We start from the raw sequence: 16,372 nt of genomic DNA, 5'->3' as shown, positions 1-16,372 counted from the left end.
AGTGTCTGAAAGACCCCTTCTGAGAGGAGAACGCAGCATGTCGCTGACCGTTTCGAACGATCTTCTCGACCGGGCGAAGGCCGGTGAGGTGGACGACGCGGCGTTCGTCGCCTGCGTCCGCGACTCGCTTCCCTACGCCTGGTCGGTGATCAGCGAGCTGGTCAGGCAGCGGACGAGCACCGGCGCCGAGTTCGCCGACAACACCGTTCCCCCGCCGGACGAGACCGCCCGCGGCCAGCTCCTGCGCTGCCTGGCCAGCGACTCCATGCGCGGCGCCCTGGAGCGCCACTTCGGAGTGAAGCTGGCCTTCCAGAACTGCCACCGGGTCGCGGTCTTCGACCCGGCCGCCACCGCGGCGCACGCCGAGTTCATCACCGCCAGGTCCCAGATCCTCAACCAGTCACCCGAACTCGTCGACTGCTGACCGACCTCGTATTTCCTCCAGGGCGCGGGCCACCAACCCGCGCCCTTTGATTTTCCGAAGCGGAGCGGAGCTTAGTATCGGGTAGTAGAAGTAATACGTGACTGCTCGAACAGGTGAATCAGAAATGCGGGTCAACAGCAAAGGGCAGGTGACGATCCCCGCTCATCTTCGTGAGAAGTACGGGATCTCCGAAGGCGACGAGGTGGACGTGGTCGAAGTCGGCGACACGCTGACCATCGTGCGCCGCGAGGGCAGCGAGAGCAGGGGGAAGAGGCTCACACGGCACATGCGCGGCAAGGCGTCTATGAGGATGAGCACCGACGAGCTCATGGAGCTACTCCGTGGCGAGTAGGCCCCGTCTCCACCCCGTCTCCCACCGGCCGACCACTCTCATCGACACCTGCGTTCTGCTCGACATCCTGATGGACGACCCGAAATGGGCCGAGTGGTCGGATGACGCGGTGGCCCAGGCGAGAGAAGAAGGTTGGGTGATCATCAATCCGATCATCTACGCCGAAGTGTCCGTCGGTTTCGACACCGTCGAAGACCTCGACGAGGCTCTGCCCGTGAACGAGATAGAACGGCACGACCTTCCCTACGAGGCGGGTTTCCTTGCGGGCAAGGCGTTCGCGGCCTACAAGCAACGTGGCGGCCGTAAGAGGTCTCCCCTGCCGGACTTCTACATCGGCGCTCATGCGGCCGCGCGAAAATATCGCCTGATCACGCGGGATACGGCTCGCTACCGGACCTACTTCCCGACCATCGAACTGATCACTCCGGAGTCGGACGGGTCTTAGTCCCCGCGGCTCGCCGCGCGGCGAAGAGTCCGGCGGGCATGGGGGCGCCCCTGCCCGGAGGACCGTCATCGCAGGCGGGGCAGGACCTCGGCGCCGAGTCTCCGGATGTTCTCCAGGGTCTTGGCGTGCTCGCCGGCGCCCTCGACCATCAGGATCAGGTGGCGCAGGCCCGTCGCGGCGGCGGTGCGCTCGATCGAGGCGACGCAGTGGTCCGCCGAGCCGACCGGGTGGGTCGCGCAGAGGAAGTCGACATATCCGGGAACATCGCGTCGCGGCCGAGGCCGCCCGTCCACCGGCACGTATCCCGCGAGCCCCGGAGCCAGCCAGCGCGGCATGCTCGCCCTCAGCTCCCGTACGGCCTGCGCCGTCGAGTCGGCCACGTATCCCACCGCGGCGGCCATGTGGCCGGGGTCCCCGTCCACGCGAGACCGGTCGCGGTAGGCGCCGATCATAGCGGCCTTCTCCCCGTCCCCCACGTGCATGCCCAGCAGCATCGGCAGCCCCCGGCCGGCCGCCAGCGCCGCCGTCCCCGGCGAGGTGCAGGCCACCACCGGCCGCATCCTGACCGCCGGGACCACCGGCACCTCCCGGAACCGGAAGAACTCCCCGTCCGCCGCGACGCTGTCCCCGCCCAGGGCCGCGCAGAGCAGGTCGAGCGACTCGGCGAAACCCCGCTCGAACCGCTCCAGCCCCGTCCCGAACACCTCCAGGTCCACCCACGGCCCGCCCCGGCCCACGCCGAGGGTGAACCGGCCGCCGGAGACCCGGTCCAGGATCGCCGCCTGCTCGGCCAGGTCCACCGGGTGCCGGGTGGACAGCACGCTCACCGCCGTGCCGACCCCGATCCGGTCCGTACGGCCCAGCGCCACCCCGGCCAGCGTCACCGCCGACGGGCACACGCCGTACGACATGAAGTGGTGCTCGGCGATCCAGGCGTCGTCGAACCCGGCCTCCTCCGCGACGGTCACCGCCTCCACCGTGTCCCGCAGCACCTCGCCCGGGGAGCGGCCGGGGAATCCGGCCGCGACGAGGAAGACGCCGATCCGCACCGGCGCTATCCGAACAGCCCGAGCTGACCGGCTCCGGCCGCGGTGTCGCGGTGCTTCCTGAGGTGGCGCCAGCGGGGCAACTTGTCGAGATAGGACCACGACAGGCGGTGGTGCCCGGTCGGGCCGTGCTCGGCCAGGGCCCGCTGGTGGACCGGGGAGGGGTAACCGGCGTTGCTGGCGAAGCCGTACTCCTCGAAACCGAGGGAGGCCATGTAGGCGTCGCGGCGCACCTTGGCCACCACCGAGGCCGCGGCCACCGAGACGCAGGACAGGTCGCCCTTGACCTCGCACCGGACCTGCCAGGGCGGGCCCAGATAGTCGTGCTTGCCGTCCAGGATCACCGCGTCGGGCCGCACCGGCAGCTCCGCCAGCGCCCGGCGGGCGGCCCGGCGCAGCGCCTCGGTCATGCCGAACGCGTCGATCTCCTCGTGCGAGGCCTCGCCGTACCCGATGCCGGCCGCCCACGCGGTGATCTCCGGGACCATCGCGACGCGCCGGGCGGGGGTGAGCATCTTGGAGTCGGTCAGCCCGGCGGGCGGCTCCGACAGGTCCGTGACCACCGCGCAGACCGCCACCGGCCCGGCCCAGGCCCCCCGTCCGACCTCGTCGATCCCGGCGACCAGCTTCGACCCGCCACCGGACAGCAGGCGTTCGAGCGCGTACGAGGGAGGCATGAGTTGGAGTTTAAGGGGGCTGTGTTCATGGCCGTGCTGCGCACGGCGGCTCGGGGGCTCTTTGGCCCGGCTCCCGCCCTCGTCACGTCCTCGCTGTGTTTATGGCGACGCTGACGCGTCGCAGGCTCGGGGGCTCTTTGGCCCGGCTCCCGCCCTCGTCACGTCCTCGCTTCGCTGCGGGCGTTCCTCGGTTGCTTCACCGGCGCCCCCTCGCGGGTTCACCTGTGGCCGGTTCGAGGGCGGTGAGGTCGGCGGCCAGATAGCGGGCGGCGGTGTGGACGGCGCGCAGGGTGACGGCCACGGCGGGACGGTTGAGGCTGGAGGTGCGGGCGGCGGCGTGGACGTCGCGGCCGGCCGGGGCGCCGGGGATCTCTCTGACGGCGATGCCGCGCACCCCGGCGGCCAGGGCCAGGGCCGGGACCGCGGCGATGCCGACGCCCTTGGCGACCAGGCTCAGGATCGTGCTGAGCCCCTCGAACTCCCACGGCACCGGCGGCGCCCCGCCGACGGCGGCGAGCATGCGGTCGACGGCCAGGCGGGAGGGCTCCCCGTCGGGGGTGGCCATCCAGGGTTCCTCGCGCAGCTCCCTCAGGTCCACCGGCTCCTCGGGGAAGGCCAGGCGATGCTTGCGCGGCACCACCAGCACCAGCGGATCGTGCAACAGCGGGAAGAGCGTCACGGTCTCCGACCCGCGCATCCGGCCGCGCCAGTCGTCCACCAGCGCGATGTCCGCCTCTCCCGACCGCACCTCGTCGATCCCGCCCTCCGGCCTGCTCTGCGCCATCCGCAGGGCCAGGGCGGTGTGCCGCCGCAGCGACCTGACCAGCGCGGGCGCGAAGGCCACGGCGGCGGTGGGGAAGGCGGTGACGGTGACGCGGCCCGAGGGGGTCCCCGCGTGGGCCGACAGGTCGGACTCGGCGTTCTCCACCATGGCCAGGATGCGTTCGGCGTGCTCGACGAGGCGGCGCCCGGCGTCGGTCAGCTCCGCGCTGCGGGCGGTGCGGTCGATCAGGACGGCGCCCGCCTCGCGTTCCAGGGCGGCCAGCTGCTGGGAGACCGCCGAGGGGCTGTAGCCGAGCGAAGCGGCGGTCGCCGCGATGCTGCCTCGCCGGGCGAACTCGCAGATCAAGGCAAGACGACGCAGATCGAGCATCGGATTTCCTTACGCCCACCCACACGAACCGAAGCTTGTACTGATGCCTTCTACCCCTGATTCTGGGAACGTTCCTAAAAGAAGGAGAAACATCCATGAACGTCACACTTTCTGCCACCTTGGCGGCAAACGAGGAGATTGTCCGAAGACGGCGTTCGGGAGAGCGCGTCCTGAACCTCGCCTTCGGCGAGGCCGGCCTGCCCGTGCACCCGTCCCTGCAGGAACGGCTGACGGCCGCGTCCGGGCAGAACGGGTACGGCCCGGTGGCCGGGCTGCCCGCCCTGCGGGAGGCCGCGGCCGGGTACTGGGAGCGCCGGGGACTGCCCACCGACCCCGGAACGGTGGTCTGCGGCCCCGGCAGCAAGCCCCTGCTGTACGGCCTGCTGCTCGCGATCGGCGGGGACGTCGTGCTGCCGATGCCGAGCTGGGTCAGCTACGCCGCCCAGGCCGAACTGGTCGGGGCGCGTCCCCTGCTCGTCCCGGCGCCCCCCGGCGAGGGAGGGGTGCCGGACCCCGAGCGGGTCGTCTCGGCGGTCCTGCACGCGCGCGCCCGGGGACGCGACGTGCGCTCGCTGCTGGTCACCCTCCCCGACAACCCCACCGGGACGCTCGCCGCGACCGACGCGATCAAGAAGATCACCGAGATCGCCCGCGCGCTCGACCTGGTGATCATCTCCGACGAGATCTACCGCGACCTCGTCCACGACGCGAGCACCCCCTTCCTCAGCCCGGCCGAGCTGGCCCCGGAGCGCACCGTCGTCACCAGCGGGCTCAGCAAGAACCTGGCCCTGGGCGGGTGGCGGATCGGCGTGGCCCGGCTGCCCTCGGCCGAGCTGCGCACCCGGCTGCTGGCGGTGGCCAGCGAGATCTGGTCCAGTCCGGCCGCCCCCGTGCAGCACGCGGCGGCCTACGCCTACACCGAGCCCGCCGAGCTCCTGGAGCGGATCGAGCGGAGCAGGCGGCTGCACGGCACGGTGGCGCGGGCGGTGCACGCCCGGTTCGTCCGGGCGGGAGTGACGGCGCACGCGCCCCACGGCGGCTTCTACCTCTATCCGGACTTCACCGGCCTGGACATCGCGACCTCCGACGAGCTGGCCGCCCACCTGCTCGACCGGCACGGCATCGGGGTGCTCCCCGGTCACGCCTTCGGCGACGACCCCGCGGCGCTGCGGGTACGGGTGGCCACCAGCCTGCTGTACGGCGAGACGACCGAGCAGCGGCTGGCCGCGCTGGAGGCTGCCGACCCGCTCGGCCTGCCCTGGATCGCGGCCTCCCTCGACCATCTCGAGGAGGCTCTGGGCGACCTCGGACCGGCGCGTCTGCCGGCGCCGCGGGCGCCGCGACGCGTCCCCGTCCCCGGCCCCGCGGTCGGGTGATCCCGCGGCGCGCATCGGTTGCATAACGGCGCCGCGGGACCCGCCGAGGCGGGGACGGCGACGACCGCTCTGACCTGGCCTTTTACCCTCCCGATCGGCGAAGGTGGGCGGCTTTCCCCGATGCTCACCGAGATGTCGTGTGGCATTTGGTATTAGTCATGCTGGTGAGCCCTCATCATGTGCTCATGCCCGCTTTTGTCACCCTATCTGGGCGCTCCGCGCGCCTGGAGCCGCTCAGCCTCGCGGCCGTCGACGAGCTCGTCGCCGCGGCGGGTGAAGACCGTACGACCTACGCCTTCACCCGGGTTCCCCACGGCAGGGAGGAGATGGTCTCCTACGTGGAGGCCGCTCTGGCTGAGCAGGCGGAGGGCCGCGCCATGCCCTTCGCCATCCGGTGGCTGCACACCGACCGCATCGTCGGTGCCACCCGTCTCATGAACCTGGAGTACTGGCAGGGCCCGATGCCCTGGCCTCCGGGTTCACATGGCGCGGTGGGCGAGGTCCCGTCCGTGGCGGACATCGGTTACACCTGGCTGGCCGCATCGGCCCAGGGCACGGGTGTCAACCGGGAGAGCAAGTACCTGATGCTCTCCCTCGCCTTCGAGACGTGGCAGGTCCACCGCATCACCCTGAAGGCTGACGTACGGAACCTACGATCCCGGGCCGCCATCGAGGTCCTCGGCGCGCACCTGGACGGTGTGCGGCGGGCGGAGAGCCGAGGCGCCGACGACACGGTCCGAGATACCGCGTTCTACTCGATCCTGAGTTCCGAATGGCCGCTCGTGCGAGAACGCCTGCACGCGCGGCTGGGACTGGTCGAGGCCGCGTAGACCGTTCACGTCACTTCGAACTTCATGGAGCATAAGGCCCACCCGATATTTCGGGTGGGCCTTTGTTCATCTATCGGATGAGTGCTCATCTGCCTCTCCGAGATCACCCGGCCCGGCATGACCGCCCCCGTACGGGGTCATGCCCGGCATGCCACAGCATCTCGATCCGGGCTCAACGCCCGATTAACGGGCAATCAACGCGTCAGTTAACAGACTTCGCCGTGTTTAGTACGTGAGCGTTGAAGGATCTATCATTCCGTCATAACCCTTCCCGTTAGGGCGGAGATTTGGAAAATGGCTGTTCAGGGCGGCGAAGGCGGTTTGCGCTTCGCAGTACTCGGCCCTGTCCAGGCCTGGCGTGACGGTGCCGAGCTCGATCTGGGCACCCCGCTGCAACGCTCCATTCTGGCGATGCTGCTCCTGCGCGAGGGCCGGGCGGTGACTCCGACCGAGATGATCGACGCGGTCTGGGGGGAGGAGGCCCCGCCCCGCGCGCTGGGCGCGCTGCGGACCTACGTCTCCCGGCTGCGCGCCGTACTCGAACCGGGGCGGTCGCCCCGCACCCGGCCCGAGCTGCTGACCTCGGTGGGGCGGGGCTACGCGCTCCGCATCGACGACGCCACCGTCGACCTGGCCCTCTTCGAGAAGAAGGCGCAGGAGGCCGAGACGGCCCGGCGCGCCGGCGACCTCGCCGTGGCCGCCGAGTCCCTGCGCTCGGGACTGGCGCTGTGGACCGGCGAGCCCCTGGCCGGGGCCGTCGGCCCCTACGCCGAGCACCAGCGCGGCCGGCTCGCCGAACGCCGGATGAGCGTGATCGAGGCCCTCCTCGACCTCGACCTCGAACTGGGCCGGCACGCCGACGTCGTCTCCGAGCTCGTCGCGCTCACCGCCGACCACCCGCTGCGCGAGCGGCTGCGCGCCCAGCTCATGCTGGCCTACTACCGGTGCGGGCGGCAGGGGGACGCGCTGGCGGTCTTCGCCGACACGCGCCGGGTGCTGGCCGACGAGCTGGGCGTCGACCCCGGCCCCGAGCTGACCGCCCTGCACCGGCGCGTCCTGGCCGCCGACCCCGGCCTCTCCCCCGCCGAACCGGTACGGCCCGCGCCCCCCGCCGCGTCCTCCGCGGGGCCGGCCGCGGACAGGGCGGCCGAGGAGGGGAGCGCCCCGGCCGAGACACCCAAGGTGCCCGACCTGCCGCGCCCGGCCCAGCTGCCGGCCGCGGTCAACGACTTCACCGGCCGCGGGCAGATCGTCACCCGGCTGCGCACGCTGCTGTCCGCGCAGCCCGCCGAGGGCGTCCCGGTGGCCGCGATCTCCGGCATCGGCGGCGTCGGCAAGACGACCCTGGCGGTGCACGTCGCGCACATCATGCAGGACCTGTTCCCGGACGGGCAGCTCTACGCCGACCTGCGCGGCTACGGGCAGGAGCCCACCCCGCCCGAGTCGGTGCTGGCGGCCTTCCTGCGGGCGCTCGGCCTGCCGCCCGACGTCATCCCGGACGGCCCGGCCGAGCGGTCGGCGCTGTTCCGCTCGCTGCTGGCCGACCGGCGCATGCTGGTGCTGCTCGACAACGCCCGCGACGCCGGGCAGGTCGCCCACCTGCTGCCCGGCTCGGCGGGCTGCGCCGCGATCGTGACCAGCCGCCACAAGCTGGCCGACCTGGCCGCGGCCAGGCTGTTCGACCTGGACGTGATGGAGCCCGACGAGGCGCTGACCCTGTTCGGCGCGGTCGCCGGGGCCGAGCGGGTCTCGGCCGAGCGCGCCGTCGCCATGGACGTGGTCGCCTCCTGCGGGTTCCTGCCGCTGGCCGTACGGATCGTGGCGGCCCGCCTGGCGGCCCGGCCCACCTGGACCGTCGCCTCGCTGGTCCCCCGGCTGGCCGACGAGCGCCGCCGGCTGGACGAGATGCGGGTGGGCGACCTGGCGGTGGAGGCGACCTTCGCCCTGGGGTACGGCCAGCTGGAGCAGGCGCAGGCGCGGGCCTTCCGGCTGCTGTCCCTGCCGGGAGGGCCGGACATCTCGGTCTCGGCCGCCGCCGCCGTACTCGACCTGGAGGCGACGGACACCGAGGACATCCTGGAGTCCCTGGTGGACGCCAGCCTGCTGGAGGCCCCCGCCCCGGGCCGCTACCGCTTCCACGACCTGCTCAGGCTCTTCGCCCGGCGCGCCGCCGAGCGCGGTCCCGACGCGCAGGAGGGTCCCGAGGCGCTGCGCCGGCTGCTCTGCTTCTATCTCGCCTCCGCCGGCTCGGCGCACCGGCTGGCCTACGAGGGCAGCGTGGTCGCCGACCAGCTCACCCTCACCGGCCCCGGGCACGTCTTCTCCTCCGCCGACGAGGCCGTCACCTGGCTGACGGTCGAGGCCGACGCCATCTTCGCGGCGATCGCCCAGGCCGCCGGGAGCGCCGCCACCGCCGAGTCGCTGCTGCCCGCGGCCGACCTGCTGCTGGGCATGGAGCCGCTGATGGAGTCCGGCAGCCACGTCCGCGAGTTCGACGTGCGCATCCGGGAGATGCTCGCCACCGCCCGGCGGCTGGAGGCGACCTCGTGCGAGCTGCGCTGCCGCTACATGCTCGGGCGGCTGCTGTTCGGGGCGAACCGGCTGACCGAGGCGGAGGACGAGTTCCGGGCCTCGCTGGACCTGGCGGCCGGAGGCGACCGGATCGTCGCGGGCGAGGCGATGAACGCGCTGGCCGTCGTGGTCGGGCGCCAGCGCCGCCACGTGGAGGCGCTGGCCTGGTTCGACTCGGCCCGCAAGGCCTTCAGGGAGATCGGCGGGCAGGGCGGCGAGGCCCTGACGCTCAGCTACTCCGCCCGCGACCACCTGTTCCTCGGCCAGCCCGAGGAGGCCATCGCCGCCGCCGAGCAGGGCCTGGCGCTGTTCAGCGAGATCGGCTCGGCCGCGGGCACCGCGCGGGCCCGCTATCACCTGGGCATGGTGCTGTCCCGGGTCGGGCGCCTGAACGAGGCGGTCCACCACCACGCCGAGTGCCTGGCCTTCTTCCGGGCGGGCAACCAGCGGGTGTGGGAGCAGCGGGTCTGCTCCCGGCTGGCCGAGACGTTCATCACGGCGGACCGGTTCGGCGACGCCGTACGGCACGCCGAGCAGGCGCTGACCGTGAGCCGCGAGATCGGCCACCCGTACGGCGAGGCGCAGGCGCTGTGGGTGCTAGGCCGGGCCCTCGCCGGGCAGGGCGACCTCGACCGGAGCCGGCACTGCCTGCGGCGCGCCCACGGCCTCTTCGCCCGCCTCGGCGCCCCGGAGGCCGACGACCTGCGCGCTCTCCTCGACCGCGACGAGGTCGGCAACGGTTCCGAGCCCGTCGTATAACTCGTCGTCGAGACGCGCCATCCACATATAGCTGGTCCTCTGTGTCTGTTTGCGACGCTGACGCGTCGCGGCTCGGGGGCTCCTTGATCCGGCTCCCGCCCTCGCAGGCGGACATGGACGAGGTCCGACCGGTCGTCTCGGCCACCGTTCGGCGCGTAGGGGGCCCGGGTTTCAACCGGTGCGCCTTGCGATGGCTAGCCGCCTCATGTCGACGACCGGCCGAACCTCACGAACACGGGCCCTTCACCCCCCGGGTCCGTGCCCATGACAAGAGAGTGGCCCACCGCGTTAAACGTCGAATCAACAACCGATCGCCGGGTTATCCACAGGCTGTGGAGGATCAGGTTGTGGATATGTGGAAAAACCCCTCGGCGATCAGTGGACGGAGGCTCTCCGGGGCCTTTTCCAGCAGGTCATCGGGGCTTTCACCGGTAAGGTCGGCGATGGCGGCGAGCAGGGGAGCCAGTGGATAGTCCCCGTCGCAGACGCCCGCGAGGGCCGCTTCGACCGTGCCCACCCGGGTGCTTCTGCACAGCCCCGAGGTCTGCCGGAGCACGATCGTGGAGGGGTCCTCGGCACCGGGCGGGCCGGTCCGTTCCTCCACCACCCCGCCGGCCACCACCAGGCGCGCCGCGAGCAGTTCGGCGTCGGTCAGCCGGTGCGCGGCGGCGATCGAGCCGAGCACCTCCTCCACGTAGGCGCCCACCGGGAGCTCGACCCGCCGGGCGTACTCCTCCACCCGCACCACCGGGTCCAGGCTTCCGGAGTCGTGCAGGGTGATCCAGCCGAAGCCGATCCCCGTGACGCCCGCCTCCTCGAACCAGCCGAGCCACTCGTCGTAGAGCTCGCGGTAGCGGGAGGTGCCCTGCTCGGCGGCGTCGCGCAGCCACAGCTCGACGTACTCCGCCGGGTCCTGGACGTCCCGCTGCACCGCCCAGCCGTCGCAGCCGGTCCCGGTCAGCCAGCCGCCGACCCGGTCGCGCCAGTCCTCCCCCTCGACGTGCAGCCAGTTGGCCAGCAGCTGGCAGGTGCCGCCGGGGTTGAGGTGGCGGGGCGCCAGCCGTACCAGGTCGCGGCAGAAGCCGTCCGCCTGGAACCCGGACTCGCGGTAGGCGAACCGGCCTCCCGGGGAGATCACGAAGGGCGGGTTGGAGACGACCAGGTCGAAGCGCTCCCCCTCGACCGGGTCGAACAGCGAGCCCTCGCGGGCGTCCACGCCGTCGATCCCGGACAGCGCCCAGCTCAGCCGGGCCAGCTCCAGCGCCCGGGGGTTGACGTCGGTGGCGACGATCTCCCGTGCCCGGCCGGCCAGGGGCAGCACCTGCACGCCGCAGCCGGTGCCCAGGTCGAGGGCGCGCTCGACCGGCCGCCGGGAGGCGAGCTGGGCGAGGTTCGCCGACGCGCCGCCCGCGCCGACCACGTGGTCGGCGCGCAGCCCCGGGTCGCCGGGCCGCACCTTCCGGTCGGAGACGACGTAGCCGCCGCCCTCCCAGGGCTGCAGGTGGACCGTCGCGACGATCCGGTCCCCGTCGGGGGTCACCAGGCCCGCGGCGGCCAGCTCGGCCGCGGGGAGCCCCTCGGGCGCCTCCACCGGGACGCCGAGCCACCACAGCCGGATCAGCGCGGCGAGCGGGTCGCCGTCGCGGGTGGCGCGCAGGGCGGGGACCAGCTCCTCCCGGGCCAGGGCCGTGGCGGCCGTGCCGCCGAGCCGGTCGCGCACACCGTCGAGGGTGTAGCCGGAGACGAGCAGGAGCTCACGGAGCCGGTTCAGCGTGTCCATCGTCTGCGTCATCGTCGCCTCACCAGTCTCTCGACACTCATAGCGACAAACCTGACACAGATCGCCGTAAGGCGCCTGCAAGCGGCTCTCAAGTGCCAAGGTGTACTTCTTCGGGTAGCCGCCATATCCGTCCCTAAGGACACGTCATGTTGATCCCCTGCTTGGCCTGTGAGTCCCGTTTCCGCCCTGATGAGTATTTTCGTGCCTGCCACGACTACCACCGGGGCATGGATCTGGTCTCCTGGACCTGCCCCCGCTGCGGGAACCGTGACGAGTTGCGCGTCCTGCCCGGAGAGCTCGGGTTCGGCTATCCCCGCCACGGCAGGTTCGACGTCAGCGACCGGGTGCGCGTGCCCGGCCTGCAGCGCCGTCGCCAGGACATGAGGCTGGACATCTCCCTCGACCAGAAGGTCTGGCGCGTCCCCACCCGGTTGCGCCAGCTGGCCGGAGCACGCTGAGGCCGGTCCACGGGGAGCACCCCGGCCCCGGCCCGGGTGACCCGGCGTCAGTCCTCGTGACGGCGCAGGCTCTGCCAGGCGGCTTCGCAGAGGCCGGAGATCTCCTCCGGCGTGGGCTGGTGCGCCCCGGCGAACCACAGGCGGCACATCTCCATGGCCGGGCCGAGCCAGAGCACGTAGCACATCGTGGGGTGGACGGGCTGGAGCAGGCCGGCCTTCATGTGCGGCCGCCACCAGTCGGAGACCTGGCGGAAGAAGGTCCGGCGCGACTCCGAGACCTCCACGCCCCCCGGCTCGTCCCGCTTGGGCGGGCGCTCGCTGATCAGCAGATGGGCCCGCTCGCGGTGCTCGCCGCACCAGGTCATGTGCAGGGCCACGATCGCCTCGATGCCCTCACGCGCGCCCTCGTGACGGCGCAGCTCGGTGATGAAGGCGTCCTGGTACTGGTTCAGGGTGTCGGCGTAGAGCACGCCGAAGACGTGTTCCTTGCTGGCGAAGTGATGGTAGAAGCTGCCGACGCTGACCCCGCTCTCCTCCCGGAGGCTGGCCAGAGTGGTCGCCGAGACACCGTCCTGACTGAATCGGCGCAGGGCTCCCTCGACGATCCGGGTCCGGCCGTCGCGTCCGTTCTTGGCACTCTTCACGAGGTCAATGGTGGAGCAACAGAACCTTATTCCGCAAATAAACCGGCACACCTCAGGCCGGGTTGATCATAGCGGAGACCTCCACGGTGCCGGAAGCGGCCCTCACGGCGGCCTCCGGCCACTCCCTGCGGATCATCGCCAGCACCTTGCGGTTGCCGCCGAGCACGTCCATCCCCACGGTCCGCGCCCCGCCCGCGGCCGCGCGCCGCAGCAGCCTGCGCACCAGCCGCGACCCGAGTCCGCGCCCCTGCCAGTCGTCGGTCACCACGACGGCGATCTCGACGTCGGACTCCCCGCCCCGGAAGCTCATCGCGTGCCCGACCACGGCGTCCCCGCACACCGCCAGCAGGACGTCGCGCCGCTCGTCCACCGCGAGCATGGTGCGCACCAGGCTCTCGGCCGGCCGGCCGACCCCGGTGAAGAACCGCAGTGTCTGCGTGTGCAGGGACAGTCCGCCGAGGAAGCGGCGCAGCCGTTCTCCGTCATCCATGCGCGCCGGGCGGATCTCGACGCCGTCGCCCGGCAGGACCCGCGCCGGATCACGGCGGGGCGGTGCCAGCTGGGTTCGTATCATGGACTCAGAGTCTCGGAAAGGTCTGGGTATGTCAAGTAGACTTAGCCGCGTTGGAGGTGACGCCGTGGCCACTTACGATGCGGGCATGAGTGAGGCGACCCTCGGCAACGTGCCCTTCCGGGTGGACAACTGCTCGATCGAGCGCACGCTGGGCATCGTGGGCGAGAAATGGACGTTCCTGGTGCTGCGCGAGGCGTTCAGCGGAGTACGCCGCTTCGCCGACATGCAGGCCGCCACGGGCGCGCCCAGGCAGGTGCTGAGCGCCCGGCTCACCCGGCTGGTGGAGGAGGGCCTGCTGCGCAAGGTCCCCTACCGCGAGCCCGGCCAGCGCCAGCGCGACGAGTACCGGCTGACGGAGATGGGCAGGGACCTCTATCCGATCATGGTGGCGCTGATGCACTGGGGCGACCGGTACCTGTCCGAGCCCGACGGCCCGCCGGTGCTGCTGACCCATCGCGGCTGCGGCGCCCTCATCGAGCAGCGCTTCCGGTGCGCGGACGGCCACGAGGTCGCCGGTCCCCTGGAGGTCACCCCGCTGCCGGGCCCCGGCGCGTCGCTCACCCCGGAAGCGCGCGCAGGCAGCGGCGGAAGCTGAGCACCGAGGCCAGCCCCGCACCGCCGAGCAGGACCGCGACCGCCGAGGTCCGCACGATCAGGTACGTCTCCGTGGACTGGCTGAGCAGCAGCCAGAGGGTCAGCCCGGCGTTGAGGAGCTGGGCGCCTCCCCACAGCACCGACAGCCGGACGTAGAAGCGGCGCATGAGCGGATGCTCGTGCAGATGACCGGGGAGCGGCACCAGGTCGGCCGCCACCCGCTGGATCAGGGGCCGCCGGAGCGGCGCGGTGAGCAGGAAGCCCATGCTCGCGCAGAACACTCCCAGGCACTCGGGGAGGAAGAACAGCACCGCGTTGCCGTTCAGGGCGGCCACGACGGCGCGGACCGTGATGGCCCCGGCCGCCAGCAGCATCATCCCGGAGACCGTCTCGCGCCGCACCAGCCGCCACGCCACCCGGCCGTAGACCCAGGCCGTGGCCGCCGCGAGCCCGCCGTACAGGCCGGTGAAGACCATCGCGACGTAGCAGACCACGACCGGGAGGATCATCCCCTCCAGCACCCGGGGCGTCGCGTGCCTGAGCACCGCTTTCAGCGAGATCGGGGCCAGGGCCGGACGGACGGGGCGAAGTGCCGGAACCGCGGGGGACGAGTGGAGCAGGGTCATGGGGTGGCGGCTCCGCGGGTCGGGGACGGGTCCCAGTGACCGTACGGGATGCCCGAAGTGTCCGGCGGCGTTTCCCGGATTTCGGCGATCGGGCGACCCGGGGACGGGCGGCCGGGGCGACCGCGGGACGGCGGTCACCGGGCGGCGCCGCGGCCGAGACGGGCTCCGCCCGTGGCCGGAGGACGGGGCGGTCGGTGCGGTGCCTACCCTTGGGAGCGTGTACCGGTTCCTGCTGACTCCTCGATGGATCGCGCTTCACGTCGTGGTCCTGCTGGTCATCCCCGCCTTCGTGTTCCTGGGCCGGTGGCAGTTCGGGCGCTTCGAGGAGCGCTCGGCCAGCAGCGAGCAGATCACCGCCAACCTGGAGGCGCCGGCGGTGCCGGTGAACCGGCTCGCCGCGGCCGGCGGCGCCGTGCGCGTGCAGGACAAGTACCGGACGGTGACGGCCACCGGCGTCTTCGACCCGGCCCACCAGTTGCTCGTACGGCGCCGCGTGCAGGACAAGGCCGTCGGCTTCTACGTGCTCACCCCGCTGACCACGGGCACCGGCGAGGCCGTGCTGGTGAACCGGGGCTGGGTGAAGGCCGGCGCGACCGCCGACGCCACGCCCGAGGTGCCCGCGCCGAGCACGGGTGAGGTAACTGTCACCGGAAGGCTACGTCCCTCCGAGACCGAGGAGTCCTCCGGCATCCGCGACCGCCCCGGGCTGCCCGCCGGTCAGGTGCTGCTGATCAACACGGAGTCGATCGGGAAGGGCCTGCCGTACCGGCTGCTGGGCGGGTACGTCGACCTGATCGAGCAGTCCCCGGCCGCCGCCGCGGCGCCCGCGCCGGTGCCCGCGCCGGACGTCGCCGAGGGCGGCGGGCTGAACCTGGCGTACGGCGTGCAGTGGTGGCTGTTCATCGGGGTCGCGATCGGCGGATGGGCGCTGCTGATCCGCCGGGAGGCCGCCGACCTGCGGGCCGAGGCCGCCGCGAAGGGCGAGGAGTCCGGGGAGTCCGGGGAGCCGCGGGAACCGGAGGGCCCGGGCAGGCCCAAGGAGCCCGTGGAGCCTGTGGAGGCCTGAGGCCGGGCTCGGGATCCCAGGCCGTCTCAGGACTCTCAGGCCGTCGCCAGCCCCAGGCCGAGCATCACGGCCACGGCGAGCAGGAACCCGCCCGTCCCGTCGATCCTGGCCCGCGGCGGCAGCACCTCGTACGGCCGCCCCCGCCACAGCGGGTACGGCTCCAGCAGGACGTAGAGGAACGACCCTCCGGTCAGGAACATCCACATCCAGGCGGGACGGCTGGCGTAGCGGTGGTCGCGGCGGGTGAGCATGAGCAGCCAGGCCAGCACCTCGGCCGCCACCGCCACCGGCGCGAACGGCTGCCACCACCGCCCGTAGGCCGGCGAGCCGGTGAACACCGGGAGCCCCCTGAAGCCCCTGCCGCCGTCGGTCCGCACGATCTCGACCGAAGGCCCGGCCGCCGCCCGGACGCGGGCCATGAAGGCCTCCTGGCGCCGTTCGAGGGCCTCGGGGATCAGCCGGGTGGTGACCGGGTCCCAGACGTCGCCGGGCTGGTCGAACCTCGCCTGGCTCCAGGAGAGCGGGCCCCGCGACCACGTCATGGAGCCGTAGGCGGGCCAGCTGCCGTCGTAGACCACCTTGGTCACGACTCCGGCCCGCAGGTCGCCGATGAGCTCCTCGGCGTCCCGCAGGGCCGGGTTCTGGTTCAGGTGGACGATCACAGTCGACAGCGCCAGGACGAACAGCAGCGCGACACGCGCGCCGTACGGCACCGCCCCCCGCACCGGAACAACCGCTTGCACCTGCACTCCTGTCCCCCGTGACGCCGGCTTCCGCCAGGCTGTGGCGCGTGGCGCGACCCATGGAACCAGGATGGCGGTTCGGCCGCCGTAAAGAGACGCGCCCCATCGGAACCACATCTCACAACAAGACCGATATTCCGGTTATATCGGGGTAGGGAGCGTCCTCAGGACCCGCAGCGGGCGGCACCCTCACCGCGGGTCCGCGCCCCGGGGTCGCTTCCCGATCCCCCCTCCGGCGTCTCCGGGGCGCATCC

The 16,372-nt window shown here is 72.3% G+C and carries 17 protein-coding genes; 9 read left to right on the top strand and 8 right to left on the bottom strand.

The annotated features are described in order from the left end of the window. Positions 1–37 precede the first annotated feature (37 nt). From Pta02_RS00775 to Pta02_RS00765, 3 genes are all read left to right on the top strand, one after another. Positions 38–424 carry an SCO5389 family protein gene (locus tag Pta02_RS00775; protein ID WP_203872644.1) on the top strand — a complete coding sequence of 129 codons (387 nt, stop codon included), beginning with the start codon at positions 38–40 and terminating at the stop codon, positions 422–424. Positions 425–548: 124 nt separating this feature from the next. Further along, entirely contained in the window at positions 549–776 is a 228-nt protein-coding gene (locus tag Pta02_RS00770; RefSeq protein ID WP_203872643.1) for an AbrB/MazE/SpoVT family DNA-binding domain-containing protein, read from the top strand. Next, the gene (locus Pta02_RS00765) at positions 766–1,221 is read left to right on the top strand and encodes a type II toxin-antitoxin system VapC family toxin (RefSeq protein ID WP_203872642.1); all 456 of its coding nucleotides are present in this window, start codon (positions 766–768) and stop codon (positions 1,219–1,221) included. The genes Pta02_RS00770 and Pta02_RS00765 overlap by 11 nt, the downstream gene beginning before the upstream one ends. 65 nt (positions 1,222–1,286) lie before the next feature. On the opposite strand, the gene Pta02_RS00760 is transcribed toward Pta02_RS00765, so the two are convergent. The 3 genes from Pta02_RS00760 to Pta02_RS00750 form a co-directional block, all read right to left on the bottom strand. Further along, complete coding sequence (locus Pta02_RS00760; protein WP_203872641.1) at positions 1,287–2,270, bottom strand: LLM class flavin-dependent oxidoreductase; 984 nt, start codon at positions 2,268–2,270, stop codon at positions 1,287–1,289. A gap of 5 nt (positions 2,271–2,275) precedes the next feature. After that, positions 2,276–2,944 carry a ribonuclease HII gene (gene rnhB, locus Pta02_RS00755; RefSeq protein WP_203872640.1) on the bottom strand — a complete coding sequence of 223 codons (669 nt, stop codon included), beginning with the start codon at positions 2,942–2,944 and terminating at the stop codon, positions 2,276–2,278. 196 nt (positions 2,945–3,140) lie between these two features. After that, positions 3,141–4,097 carry a LysR family transcriptional regulator gene (locus Pta02_RS00750; protein WP_203872639.1) on the bottom strand — a complete coding sequence of 319 codons (957 nt, stop codon included), beginning with the start codon at positions 4,095–4,097 and terminating at the stop codon, positions 3,141–3,143. 95 nt (positions 4,098–4,192) lie between these two features. Here Pta02_RS00750 and Pta02_RS00745 point away from each other — a divergent pair, with 95 nt between their 5' ends. The 3 genes from Pta02_RS00745 to Pta02_RS41760 all read left to right on the top strand — a co-directional run bounded on the left by Pta02_RS00745 (position 4,193) and on the right by Pta02_RS41760 (position 9,633). Next, the gene (locus tag Pta02_RS00745; protein WP_203872638.1) at positions 4,193–5,473 is read left to right on the top strand and encodes a pyridoxal phosphate-dependent aminotransferase; all 1,281 of its coding nucleotides are present in this window, start codon (positions 4,193–4,195) and stop codon (positions 5,471–5,473) included. A gap of 185 nt (positions 5,474–5,658) precedes the next feature. Further along, positions 5,659–6,303 carry a GNAT family N-acetyltransferase gene (locus tag Pta02_RS00740; protein WP_203872637.1) on the top strand — a complete coding sequence of 215 codons (645 nt, stop codon included), beginning with the start codon at positions 5,659–5,661 and terminating at the stop codon, positions 6,301–6,303. Between the two features lie 321 nt (positions 6,304–6,624). Then, positions 6,625–9,633: an AfsR/SARP family transcriptional regulator gene (locus tag Pta02_RS41760; protein WP_275423543.1), complete on the top strand. Its 3,009-nt coding sequence runs from the start codon at positions 6,625–6,627 to the stop codon at positions 9,631–9,633. A gap of 340 nt (positions 9,634–9,973) precedes the next feature. Here the strand turns inward: Pta02_RS41760 and Pta02_RS00730 are convergent, their stop codons facing one another. Continuing rightward, positions 9,974–11,425, bottom strand: coding sequence for a DUF7059 domain-containing protein (locus Pta02_RS00730; RefSeq protein ID WP_203872635.1), 1,452 nt, complete (start codon positions 11,423–11,425; stop codon positions 9,974–9,976). A gap of 215 nt (positions 11,426–11,640) precedes the next feature. Between Pta02_RS00730 and Pta02_RS00725 the strand changes: the two genes are divergently transcribed. Continuing rightward, positions 11,641–11,871: a hypothetical protein gene (locus tag Pta02_RS00725; RefSeq protein ID WP_239129179.1), complete on the top strand. Its 231-nt coding sequence runs from the start codon at positions 11,641–11,643 to the stop codon at positions 11,869–11,871. 47 nt (positions 11,872–11,918) lie between these two features. On the opposite strand, the gene Pta02_RS00720 is transcribed toward Pta02_RS00725, so the two are convergent. Both Pta02_RS00720 and Pta02_RS00715 read right to left on the bottom strand, forming a co-directional pair. Then, the gene (locus Pta02_RS00720) at positions 11,919–12,515 is read right to left on the bottom strand and encodes a TetR/AcrR family transcriptional regulator (protein WP_203872633.1); all 597 of its coding nucleotides are present in this window, start codon (positions 12,513–12,515) and stop codon (positions 11,919–11,921) included. 52 nt (positions 12,516–12,567) lie between these two features. Beyond that, positions 12,568–13,089, bottom strand: a complete 522-nt coding sequence (locus tag Pta02_RS00715) for a GNAT family N-acetyltransferase (RefSeq protein WP_203872632.1) — start codon at positions 13,087–13,089, stop codon at positions 12,568–12,570. Between the two features lie 85 nt (positions 13,090–13,174). On the opposite strand from Pta02_RS00715, the gene Pta02_RS00710 reads away from it, so the two are divergent. Continuing rightward, complete coding sequence (locus Pta02_RS00710) at positions 13,175–13,684, top strand: winged helix-turn-helix transcriptional regulator (protein ID WP_203872631.1); 510 nt, start codon at positions 13,175–13,177, stop codon at positions 13,682–13,684. On the opposite strand, the gene Pta02_RS00705 is transcribed toward Pta02_RS00710, so the two are convergent. Beyond that, positions 13,647–14,309, bottom strand: a complete 663-nt coding sequence (locus Pta02_RS00705) for a VC0807 family protein (RefSeq protein WP_239129175.1) — start codon at positions 14,307–14,309, stop codon at positions 13,647–13,649. The genes Pta02_RS00710 and Pta02_RS00705 overlap by 38 nt on opposite strands. Before the next feature lie 217 nt (positions 14,310–14,526). Between Pta02_RS00705 and Pta02_RS00700 the strand changes: the two genes are divergently transcribed. Next, positions 14,527–15,375 carry an SURF1 family cytochrome oxidase biogenesis protein gene (locus Pta02_RS00700; protein ID WP_203872630.1) on the top strand — a complete coding sequence of 283 codons (849 nt, stop codon included), beginning with the start codon at positions 14,527–14,529 and terminating at the stop codon, positions 15,373–15,375. A 35-nt stretch (positions 15,376–15,410) separates the two neighbouring features. Here Pta02_RS00700 and Pta02_RS00695 read toward each other — a convergent pair whose 3' ends face one another. Then, positions 15,411–16,118, bottom strand: a complete 708-nt coding sequence (locus Pta02_RS00695; RefSeq protein WP_203872629.1) for a hypothetical protein — start codon at positions 16,116–16,118, stop codon at positions 15,411–15,413. Positions 16,119–16,372: the final 254 nt, after the last annotated feature.

It is taken from the genome of Paraplanobispora takensis, assembly GCF_016863195.1.
Lineage (GTDB): Bacteria > Actinomycetota > Actinomycetes > Streptosporangiales > Streptosporangiaceae > Planobispora > Planobispora takensis.
The sequence above is the reverse complement of the archived record's forward strand: the minus strand, read 5'-3'. Positions and strand labels throughout refer to the sequence as shown.